Raw genomic sequence first — 10,524 nt, forward strand, 5'->3', positions numbered from 1 at the left:
ACACCGCTCCCGTCCGCCTTAACGCGAACCTTCACGTTGTAGTCAATCACGCGCTTGACAGGTACGAGTACCTTCATTGACATGCTCTCCTTCGAAATGATGGACAGCCGCGATGCGACTCTCCGGTATGCTCTCCCCGGCGTTGATAAAGGTTTGGCCCTCCGGGAAACAGGGCAAAATCGTCACGTTTGCGTCTGGCGACGTCGCGTTGCCGGTTTCATCGCAGGAATCTTGCAGGAATATTTCGATCCGTTCTCCAGCCGCGCGCTCAGGGGGGGACCCCCGTTACAGGTAAATATCACCACCGGGTGGCGGGCATCGCCGAAGGATTCGGTGCAAGGGCGCCCGAACACGCCGGGCGGGGGCTCTCCCGGAACATGGCGATGGTGGGTGCCGACATGACGTGTCCTCATACTGTCCGATACTGCCGGGACCGCCCGCCTGGACGCCGGGCGGCGCTTCGCGGCAAACTGGCATATTTCAAACGCCTGCTCCAGTGGCTATCGGGAGGAAGGCAGATGCGCCATAGGGAGCGGTTATGGCGCGTTGGCCGGGGTCAGCGGTTTGCGCCGGGCTGCCAGAGCACGTCCTTGCTGCCGCCGTCATTGGAGACGCGGGCGGCGACGAAGAACCAGTCGCTGAGCCGGTTGAGATATTTGATCGCCGCCGGGTTCATCTCTTCGATGGTGGCGAGTTCCACCGCCAGCCGCTCGGCGCGGCGCGAGACGGTGCGGCACAGGTGCAGGAAGGCGGCCAGTTCCGTACCGCCGGGCAGGATGAAGCTGCGCAGGGGCTCGAGCGCCTTGTTCATGGTGTCGATTTCGGATTCGAGGCGGGTGACCTGATTGTCGGTGACGCGCAGCGGCGTGTATTCGGCCTGAGCGTCCTTTTCCATGTCGGGGCGGCAGAGGTCGGCGCCCAGATCGAACAGGTCGTTCTGGATGCGCGACAGGGCGTCGTCGGTTTCGCCGGTGGCGTGCAGGCGGGCCAGGCCGACGGTGGCGTTCACCTCGTCCACGGTGCCGTAGGCGGTGACGCGCATCGAGTGCTTGGCCACGCGGGCGCCGTTGCCGAGGGCGGTTTCGCCGCTGTCTCCGGTTCTGGTGTAGATCTTGTTGAGCACGACCATGGTCATTGTCCTCCTTGTCCGCGGATATATACGAAGAGCAGGATCAGCAGCACCGCGACGAACTGCGCGATGATGCGCCAGCGCATCAGCTTGTTGGAGCGCATGGCGTTGTCCCTGCCTTCCTTGCCGAAGGTGGAAATGCCCAGCACAAGGATCAGGGCTACGCCAAGGCAGGCGAGGGCCACGATGATGAAAAGCGGGTCACCGAACATTTATCAGGGTCCTTCGAATCGTCTTTCGCTCCCATGTAGGGGGGCATGGGTGAAAAGCGAAAGGAATTTCTTGCCGCGCCTCAGCCTTTGGAGACGATCCAGTCGAGTGCGCGGGTCGGCAGGACGCGGCGCAGGGTGCCCATGATATAGGTCGGGGTCGTCACGTAATAGCGGGGCCGCGGGCGGCGGGCGGTAACGGCGTGGATCAGTTTGCGGGTGACCGCCGAGGGCGGCAGTTCGAACGTGTCGGGGCCGTTGCGTTGGTAGAGGCGGGCGCGCAGCTGGTCGCGGTACTGGTCGGCGCGGGCGGAGTTTTCCCAGTCGATCCATTGTTCGAAATGCGGGATCGAATTTTGCCGGATTTTCGACGTGACCGGGCCGGGTTCGATCAGGATGACGTCGATGCCGGTGTCGCGCATTTCGATGCGCAGCGTGTCGCTGAGCCCTTCGAGCGCGAATTTCGTGGCGTTGTAAGCCCCGCGCCAGCGCAGCGTGACCAGCCCCAGAACCGAGGAGCATTGCACGATCCGCCCCGAGCCTTGGGCGCGCATCACCGGGATGACCTGACGGGTCAGTTCGTGCCAGCCGAAAAGATTGGCCTGAAAGATGCTGCGCAGGGCGCCCGAGGGCAGATCCTCGACCGCGCCGGGGCAGGCGAAGGCGCCGTTGTTGAACAGCGCGTCCAGCGTGCCGCCCGTGGCTTCGAGCACCTGTTCCAGAGCCGGGGCGAATGTGGCTTCGTCCTGATAGTCGATCCGGGGGCTGGTGAAGCCCTCGGCGCGCAGGCGGTCGCAATCGGCCTGTTTGCGGCAGGCCGCGAAGACCTGCCAGCCAAGATCGCGCATCCCGTGGGCGGCGTCGTATCCGATGCCCGAGGAGCAGCCGGTGATGAGAATGGATTTCTGGCTCATGCCGCATGCTATGCCGTGCGGCGGGTGGCGATGCAATCAGTTTGCGGTGGTCACCAGCCAGTCGGCCATCCAGCCCTCGCGGCCGGTATCGACGACCCTGAGCTTCAGCCAGCCATTGCCGGGATCGCGCAGCACGGCCACCTCGGTGCCGCCGGACAGGCGGGTGACGGGGCTGTATTCGGTTCCCGGACCGCTGCGCATGTTGACGGTCGAGCCGGTGATCTGGCGAATGTCGCGTTCGGATTGCGGGACGGGCGCGGGTGCTTTGGCCACATCGCGGGCGACAGCCGCGGCGACCGCATCGGTGTCGTCCGTGGCGATGGCCGGTTCGGGCATGGGAATTTGCGACCCGTCCGCCGAACCGAGTTGCAGCCGGACCGTGCCGGTCCGGGCCTTGGCGGCAAGGCTGAGATCCGTCAGCGATGTCACCGCGCGGCTGACGGTGTTGTCAGGTGCGGTCACGGTCACGGCTGTTTGCGTTTGCGGCGCGGTTTCCACGGGGTCGGGCCATGCAAAGAGCGTGTGCCCTTCGGCCCTTGCCTGAAGGGAGTTCGGCGCCGGAGTATAATCGGCGCCCCCGCTGAGATGATAAAAGGCACTTCCCAGAAATGCGAATGTCACAAGTATAAAGCGCCACATAGCGCGATCCCCCACACAACGTTAACTTTGATTGTTTGGGCCGTTCCCCCGAACGACCGGCAGCTGATAGCACTATACCCGATTCGCGAGAGGGATTGCGGGGAATTTCCCGGAATTTGCGTATTTTTTGCAGAACGGTCGCAGGGGGCGGGCCCCGATGGCGCGCTTGCGCCCTTGACCTTTGCCCCCGTCACGCGGTTTATCTGCAAAGCGACCAAACAAGACAAACAAGCGGGTTGGCTCTGGTCCCGGAGCCTGCCCCGAGGGTATCGAGAGCAGCATGAGCGATCTGATCGACGATGGCGCGGACGCGCCCATGGAAACCGCCGAACCGCTGCGCCGTGCCATTGGCGAGCGGTATCTGACCTATGCGCTGAGCACGATCATGCACCGCGCGCTGCCAGATGCGCGCGACGGGCTGAAGCCGGTGCACCGGCGCATCCTGTACGCGATGCGCGAGCTGAAACTGTCGAGCACCGGGGGATTCCGCAAATCGGCCAAGATCAGCGGCGACGTGATGGGCAACTATCACCCGCATGGCGACGCGGCGATTTACGATGCCATGGCGCGTCTGGCGCAGGATTTCGCGGTGCGCTATCCGCTGGTGGACGGGCAGGGGAATTTCGGCAATATCGACGGCGACAACCCCGCCGCCAGCCGATACACCGAGGCGCGCATGACCGCCGTGGCCGAGGCGCTGCTGGACGGGCTGAACGAGAATGCCGTCGATTTCCGGGACAATTACGACGGTACGCTGCGCGAACCCGTGGTGTTGCCCGCGTCGTTTCCGAACCTTCTGGCGAACGGGTCGAGCGGGATCGCGGTGGGCATGGCCACCAATATTCCGCCGCATAACATTGCCGAACTGGTGGATGCCTGCCTGCATCTGATCAAGGTGCCCGATGCGCGTGACGATACGCTGCTGAATTACGTGCCCGGCCCCGATTTCCCGACCGGCGGGGTGATCGTGGAGCCGCCCGAAAATATCGCGCAGGCCTATCGCACCGGGCGCGGGGCGTTCCGGTTGCGCTGCAAGTGGGAGGTCGAGGATCTGGGCCGTGGCCAGTGGCAGGTCGTGGTCACGGAAATTCCCTACCAGGTGCAGAAATCCAGGCTGGTGGAGAAGATCGCCGAACTGATCCAGACCAAGAAAGTGCCGATTTTGGCCGATATCCGCGATGAATCGGCGGATGACGTGCGCATGGTGCTGGAGCCGCGGTCAAAAAACGTGGACCCGCAGGTATTGATGAACATGCTGTTCCGCAACTCGGACCTCGAGGTGCGGTTCTCGCTGAACATGAACGTGCTGATCGACGGGGTGACGCCCAAGGTGTGCTCGATGAAGGAGGTGCTGCGCGCCTTCCTCGATTTCCGGCGCGAGGTGCTGATCCGGCGCAGCCGCCACCGGATGAGCAAGATCGACCACCGGCTGGAGGTGTTGCAGGGGCTGATCACGGCGTTCCTGAATCTGGACCGGGTGATCGAGATCATCCGCTATGACGACGATCCCAAGGCCGCGCTGATGTACGAGGACTGGAGCACGCCGCACCAGTCCACGCTGAGCCGCGCGATGAGCGAGGCCGAGTACCGCTCGCCTCTGGCGGGGGTGGATGTGTCGGGGCTGGTTCTGGTGGCCGATCCGGGGTTGGAACCCACCGGCATCCTGGCCGAAACCGCGCCCGAACGCACCGTGCCGCACAGCTATGCGGGCCGTGAAAACGGGTTGTCGGACGTGCAGGCCGAGGCGATCCTGAACATGCGCCTGCGGTCGTTGCGGCGGCTGGAGGAAGAGGCGCTGGTCAGGGAGCGCGACCAGTTGATGGAAGAGCGCGCCGGGCTGGAGGACCTTCTGGAGGATGACGGCCTGCAATGGGAGGCCATCGCCGATCAGTTGAAAGAGGCCAAGAAAACCTTTGGCAAGGGCTATGTGCTGGATGGGCAGAATGTCGGGGCGCGGCGCACCCAGTTCGCCGAGGCGGGTGAGGTCGAAGAGGTACCTCTGGAGGCGATGATCGACCGCGAGCCGATCACGGTGGTCTGCTCGAAAATGGGCTGGATCAGGGCGATGTCGGGCCATATCGACCTGACCCGCGAACTGAAGTTCAAGGACGGGGACGAGGGGCGGTTCGTTTTCCATGCCGAAACCACGGACCGTTTGCTGGTGTTCGGCAGCAACGGGCGGTTCTATACCCTGTCGGCGGCCAATCTGCCCGGCGGGCGGGGCATGGGCGAACCCGTGCGCCTGATGGTCGATCTGCCCAACGAGGCCGAGATCGTCGATCTGTTCATTCACAAGCCGGGCCGTAAGCTGCTGGTGGCGTCCAGTGCCGGGGACGGGTTCGTGGTGAGCGAGGACGAGGTTCTGGCGCAGACGCGCAGCGGCAAGCAGGTTCTGAACGTGCGCGGCGAGGTGCGGGCGCGGGTCTGCACGCCGGTGGCGGGCGATCATGTGGCCTGTGTCGGCGAAAACCGCAAGGTTCTGATTTTCCCGCTTGGGGAACTGCCCGAAATGGGCCGTGGCAAGGGTGTGCGGTTGCAGAAATACAAGGATGGCGGGCTGAGCGATGCCACGACCTTTACCCTGGTTGAAGGGCTGAGCTGGCACGATCCGGCAGGGCGCACGCGCACCGAGACCGAACTGGCCGAATGGATGGGCAGGCGTGCCGGCACGGGCCGTATGGCGCCGCGCGGGTTTCCGCGTGACAACAGCTTCACCTAGGGCCGCTTTTGCGCCATAAAACCAATGTAAAACATCAATATTTCTGCGCCGTGACGCCGCCAGGAGCGGTCACGGCGCGCAGGTTTTCAGATTAAGGATTTAAAGCATGGTCCAGGATGTCCACGGCGGGAACATAGTTGAAGGCACGTATGCCGGTGAACGGGGGCCGCTGTTCAGGCTGGCGGTCGTTACCGCGCTTTTGTCGGTGGTGACGCTGGGCATTTACCGGTTCTGGGCCAAGACGCGCATCCGGAGATATATCTGGTCTTCGGTCAGCGGCGGGCGCGATGCGTTCGAATATACCGGCACGGGGATGGAAAAGCTGTTGGGGTTCCTCGTGGCGATCGTGGTGCTGGCGGTGTATCTGGGCATCGTCCAGATGATCCTGTTCTATTTCGGCCTGACGCTGTTCACCGAACCGCAAACGCCTGAGCAGATGCTGATGCAGATGGCGGCGATTTACATCACCGTGCTGGCGGTGGTGCCGCTGATATTCTTCGCGCAGTATCGCGCACGGCGCTACAAGCTGGCCCGCACGCGCTGGCGCGGGGTGCGGTTTGGCATGGAAAAGGGCGGCTGGGGCTATGCCCTGCGGGCGATGGGGCACTGGGTGCTGACCTTGCTGACGCTCGGTATCCTGTTGCCCCGGCAGACCTTCCGGCTGGAAAAATACATGACCGACCGGAGTTGGTACGGCAATGCGCAGTTCCATCAACAGGGCCGGTGGACCGGCCTTTATCCGGCGGCGCGGCATCTGTTCCTTGCCATCGCGATCCTGCTGGGCGGCGAACTGGTGGCGGTGATTGCCGACTCGGCGGTTCTTGCCGGGACGGTGGCGGTGGTCGGATCGGTGTGGTTCATGATCGGGATCGTGTCGTACCGGGTGAACGCCTTTCGTTACCTGACAGCGAACAAGTTTCTCGATGGCGGTATCGGATTTGAGGCGCAGCCGGAAACCGTGAACGTGGTGTCCACGGTCCTTCTGGGCGGCCTGATGGTGGGCGTGTTGAGCGCGCTGATCTTCGGTGGGCTGGGTCTGGCGGTGGTCGCGGTGATGGCCCCGGCCTCGATGATGGGGGAAGGGGCGGTGTTCCTGGGCGGCCTGGTGGTGGCGGGGCTGTATATTCTGGCGCTTGCGGTTTCGGGGTCTTTGGTTCTGGTCTGGATCATCCAGCCGGTGATCGACCATGTGGCGGGTACGTTCATCGTGCATAATGCACAGGGGCTGAACACGATACGCCAGCGCGCGCATGACAGCGGCGCGGATGCCGAAGGCTTCGCCGATGCGCTGGATGTCGGCGGCGCCATCTGATGGCAGGTGTCGCGGGGGTCTATTTCGATGGTGTGACAGCCGGTCGTCACGGTGTCGAGGTGGTGCTGGACGAGGCCGGGGGCGCGCTGGTTTTCGATGGCCCGACGCTGGAGGAGGGGCCGCTGCGCTGGCCACTCGTGCGGTTGCGCCGTCTGAGCGATCAGGCCCGTGACTCCGGCCTGACATTGACCCTGCATGCCGACACCGAAGACGAAAGCCCGCGCGATCCTGCACGGCTGAGAGTGAACGAGCCGGGGATGACTGCCCGCCTGCGCGATATCTGCCCCGATCTGGACAGGCGCGATGTTCAGAAAGGGACGTATCGCAAGCTTGCATTGCGCGCGGGGCTGGCCGTGGTTGCGGTGGTGCTGATGCTGTTCGTGATCCTGCCGCGCATGGCCGATACGCTGGCCACGCTGATCCCGGTCGAGCGTGAGATCGCCTTTGGCAAGACGGTTGTCGCGCAGATGGAACGCGCGCTGGGGGCGGCGGATATGGGGGCGTTGCGGTGCACGGGCCCCGAGGGGCGTGCGGCGCTGGACGCCATGCTGACCCGTCTGAGCGGGGGGAAGGCGCTGCAATACGATCTCGAGGTGCAGGTGTTCGACCACAAGATGGTCAATGCCTTCGCCGCGCCGGGCGGGCAGATCGTGGTGATGCGCGGATTGCTGGACACCGCGACCGGCCCGGATGCCGTGGCGTCCGTTCTGGCGCATGAGATCGGCCATGTGGAAGAGCGCGACGCGACGCGCCACGCCCTGCGCGCCGCCGGATCGGCGGGGCTTTTGTCGATGGTGCTGGGCGATGTGACGGGCGGAACGCTGGCGGTATTTCTGGGCGAGCGGCTGATTCAGTCGGGCTATACCCGCGAGGCCGAGATGCGCGCCGACCGCTTTGCGCTGGACATGCTGAACGATGCGGAGGTGAACAGCGAGGGCATGGCGGCGTTCTTCGATCATCTGCACGAGATGGCGGGCGGCAGGGGGCACCTGGCCGAATATTTTTCCACCCATCCCGCCAGCGAAACCCGCGCCGAACAGGCCCGCGCCAATGCCGAGGCGCAGGAAGGCACCCGCCCGGTGCTGAGCGAGGCGGAGTGGCAGGCGCTGAAGGGGATTTGCGGGTAATTTGCGGGTCAGGGGGAACCCTGTTGCCGGCATGAAGACAGTCAGAGCGCCGCGCCTCGATCCCGCGCCCAGGCATAAATTGTCGGGATGGCGCGTTGAGCTGGGAGATCCCCGATCAGGTCGGGGATGCCATGGCTCCGGAAGTTGCCGGTGTCATCGGCTCGGCCTCGAGCCAGACACCGCCTTCGGGGCGCAGGGTCAGGATCATCACCGGGTCGGGATCGCGCCCGGCGACGGGGGTGAAGCGGAAGCGCGACAGAAGGGTCGCCAGAACGATCACAGCCTCCTGAATGGCGAAACTGGCCCCGATGCAGATACGCGGCCCGTCCCCGAACGGCAGGAACGCATAGCGCGGAATCGCCTTGCGGTCGGCAAAGCGCTCGGGGCGGAAGGCGTCGGGATCGTCCCAGAGCAGGTGATTGCGGTGCAGCGCGTAGATCGGGATCATCACCGTGTCGCGCTTGTGCACCTCGCGCCCGCATAGCGTATCCTCGGCCATTGCGGTGCGCGAAATGATCCCCGCCGGGGGATAGAGGCGCAGCGCTTCGTCGATGATCTGGCGGATCAGGGGCAGGTGTTCGATGTCCCCGGCAGTGGCGGCGCGGCCTTGCAACACCTCTTGCGCCTGGGTGCGGGCACGGTCCTGAACCTGCTGGTCGAATGCACAGAGATAGAGCGCCCAGCCCAGCGACAATGCCGTGGTTTCATGGCCCGCGACGATGAAGGTCAGCAGGTTGTCGCGCAGCTCGGCGGTGTTCATCCGGCGTTCGGTTTCGGGGTCTTCGCCGTCGAGCAGAAGGTCCAGCAGGTCGGGCACGCCTTGGGGGCCGCGGGCGCGGCGTGCCTCGACCGCCTGATCGGCGATGCGTTTCATCTGGTTCACGGCGCCCCCGGACATGATCCGCCCCGGACGCGGCACCCAGTCGGGGAAGCCCAGAATGTCGAAAAGCGATATTTTGCCCGCCTCGCCGATATAGTCGTTGATCGCGTTATGCACGGCGCCCGCGTCGAAACTGCCATCGCCGGAAAAGGTGACATCGGCGATCACGTCGAAGGTGGTGCGCACCATGTCTGCGGCCATGTCGATGGCGCGCGGCCCGGCGGCGGCGATGCGTTCGCAACTGCGTTCGGCGGCGGCAGTCATGACCGGCCCGAGATTCATCACGTTGCGATGGGAAAACACCGGGGCGGCGGCGCGGCGTTGCCAGCGCCAGTGCGCGCCTTCGGCGATAAAGAGCGAGTCGCCGATCGCGGGGCGCAACAGGTTCTTGGTGACCAGAGACTTGGGGTAGATATCGAGCTGTTCCAGCAGCATCCGGCGGATCGCCTCGGGGTCCATGACCATGTGCCAGCGTTTGCCGGTGCGCCCCGACACCATCGGCTGACGCGTGGCGATCTCGGGGATGATGCCGAGCACGTTGCGCCGCGATGTCTGAAGGCTGGCCCAGATGCCCATCGGCCGGGTCACCAGCGGAACGCGAACGGGGGATGTGGCGGGTGTCATGGGGACCTCATCGGTTGTTCTGTTGGATATAGGCGGAGTGGCGCGTCAGGACAAATGATTGCGCGCAACCTTGCGCTGCGGTATCCGGGCGCAACGGATATCCTGAGGGGGAGCCCATGTTGCGTTTCATTGCCTTGCTGGCCGCCGGCCTGATGCTGGCCGCCTGCACCAATCCCAACGACCTTGACGAAAAGCCCGCATACCTGGGTGATTTCCACCTGGGCCACAACGTGGTGGTCGCGCCGAACCTGACCAAGGGGCCGGTTTCGCGCGAGGCCAGCAAGGAAGAATGGGTCGAGGCGATGACCAGGGCGATCGACGAACGGTTCGGGCGGTATGAGGGCGACCGGCTGTATCATCTTGGAATCAGCGTGGAAGGCTATGTTCTGGCGATGCCGGGGATTCCGGTGGTGGCCTCGCCGAAATCGGCGCTGATCCTGAACGTGACCGTCTGGGACGACGCAAAACAGCAGAAGCTGAACGAAAAGCCCGAGCAGATCACCGTGGTCGAGACGCTGTCGGGCAGCACCTGGGTCGGGTCGGGGCTGACGCAATCCAAGCAGCAGCAGATGCGAAACCTCAGCCGCAATGCCGCCAAGCTGATCCAGAACTGGCTGGTGCGTGAGAATGCCGCCAATGACTGGTTCGAAAGCGGCGAGGCCGCGACCGGCCAAGCGCAGGCCGCAGCCCGGGCGCTGGACGAGAGCGCCAAAGCGGCGGTCGAGGCCGCAGAAGGTGGCGAGGCGGAAACACCCCCGGCCGAGTAAGCGGCCACCCTGCATGAATGGGTTGATTTTCCCCGCGCAAGACAATAAATGCCGCGCGGAGTATCTAACGGGCGATTTCCGCCCCCCAACTGAACAAGGCGCCCTGAGACATGGCAAAGGAAAAGTTTGACCGTTCGAAACCGCACGTGAACATCGGTACGATTGGTCACGTTGACCACGGCAAGACGACGCTGACGGCGGCGA

The 10,524-nt window shown here is 64.4% G+C and carries 10 protein-coding genes and 1 pseudogene; 5 read left to right on the forward strand and 6 right to left on the reverse strand.

What is annotated here, in order from left to right:
- From BUB53_RS22665 to BUB53_RS21765, 5 genes and pseudogenes are all read right to left on the reverse strand, one after another.
- Positions 1 to 77, reverse strand: a pseudogene (locus tag BUB53_RS22665) (electron transfer flavoprotein subunit beta/FixA family protein); the annotation flags it as partial.
- 479 nt (positions 78 to 556) lie between these two features.
- On the reverse strand, positions 557 to 1,129 hold the full coding sequence (locus tag BUB53_RS21750; RefSeq protein WP_073038147.1) for a cob(I)yrinic acid a,c-diamide adenosyltransferase: 573 nt from the start codon (positions 1,127 to 1,129) through the stop codon (positions 557 to 559).
- Positions 1,130 to 1,131: 2 nt separating this feature from the next.
- Positions 1,132 to 1,341, reverse strand: coding sequence for a twin transmembrane helix small protein (locus tag BUB53_RS21755; protein WP_073038133.1), 210 nt, complete (start codon positions 1,339 to 1,341; stop codon positions 1,132 to 1,134).
- An 80-nt stretch (positions 1,342 to 1,421) separates the two neighbouring features.
- Complete coding sequence (locus BUB53_RS21760; RefSeq protein WP_073038134.1) at positions 1,422 to 2,252, reverse strand: SDR family NAD(P)-dependent oxidoreductase; 831 nt, start codon at positions 2,250 to 2,252, stop codon at positions 1,422 to 1,424.
- A gap of 36 nt (positions 2,253 to 2,288) precedes the next feature.
- The gene (locus BUB53_RS21765) at positions 2,289 to 2,714 is read right to left on the reverse strand and encodes an SH3 domain-containing protein (protein WP_234983223.1); all 426 of its coding nucleotides are present in this window, start codon (positions 2,712 to 2,714) and stop codon (positions 2,289 to 2,291) included.
- 457 nt (positions 2,715 to 3,171) lie between these two features.
- On the opposite strand from BUB53_RS21765, the gene BUB53_RS21770 reads away from it, so the two are divergent.
- The 3 genes from BUB53_RS21770 (at position 3,172) to BUB53_RS21780 (ending at position 8,049) form a co-directional block, all read left to right on the forward strand.
- Complete coding sequence (locus BUB53_RS21770) at positions 3,172 to 5,610, forward strand: DNA topoisomerase IV subunit A (RefSeq protein WP_073038138.1); 2,439 nt, start codon at positions 3,172 to 3,174, stop codon at positions 5,608 to 5,610.
- Positions 5,611 to 5,716: 106 nt separating this feature from the next.
- Positions 5,717 to 6,922: a DUF898 family protein gene (locus BUB53_RS21775; protein WP_073038139.1), complete on the forward strand. Its 1,206-nt coding sequence runs from the start codon at positions 5,717 to 5,719 to the stop codon at positions 6,920 to 6,922.
- Complete coding sequence (locus BUB53_RS21780; RefSeq protein ID WP_073038141.1) at positions 6,922 to 8,049, forward strand: M48 family metallopeptidase; 1,128 nt, start codon at positions 6,922 to 6,924, stop codon at positions 8,047 to 8,049. The genes BUB53_RS21775 and BUB53_RS21780 overlap by 1 nt, the downstream gene beginning before the upstream one ends.
- Positions 8,050 to 8,164: 115 nt before the next feature.
- Here the strand turns inward: BUB53_RS21780 and BUB53_RS21785 are convergent, their stop codons facing one another.
- Positions 8,165 to 9,553 (reverse strand): cytochrome P450, encoded by a 1,389-nt coding sequence (locus tag BUB53_RS21785; protein WP_073038143.1) that lies wholly within the window; start codon positions 9,551 to 9,553, stop codon positions 8,165 to 8,167.
- Positions 9,554 to 9,669: 116 nt separating this feature from the next.
- Here BUB53_RS21785 and BUB53_RS21790 point away from each other — a divergent pair, with 116 nt between their 5' ends.
- A complete protein-coding gene (locus BUB53_RS21790) occupies positions 9,670 to 10,320 on the forward strand; it encodes a hypothetical protein (protein ID WP_073038145.1) in 651 nt (216 codons plus the stop codon).
- A gap of 110 nt (positions 10,321 to 10,430) precedes the next feature.
- On the forward strand, positions 10,431 to 10,524 hold a 94-nt coding region (locus BUB53_RS21795; RefSeq protein WP_143163231.1), incomplete at its 3' end, for a GTP-binding protein.

Source organism: Roseovarius pacificus (assembly GCF_900142665.1).
Lineage (GTDB): Bacteria > Pseudomonadota > Alphaproteobacteria > Rhodobacterales > Rhodobacteraceae > Roseovarius > Roseovarius pacificus.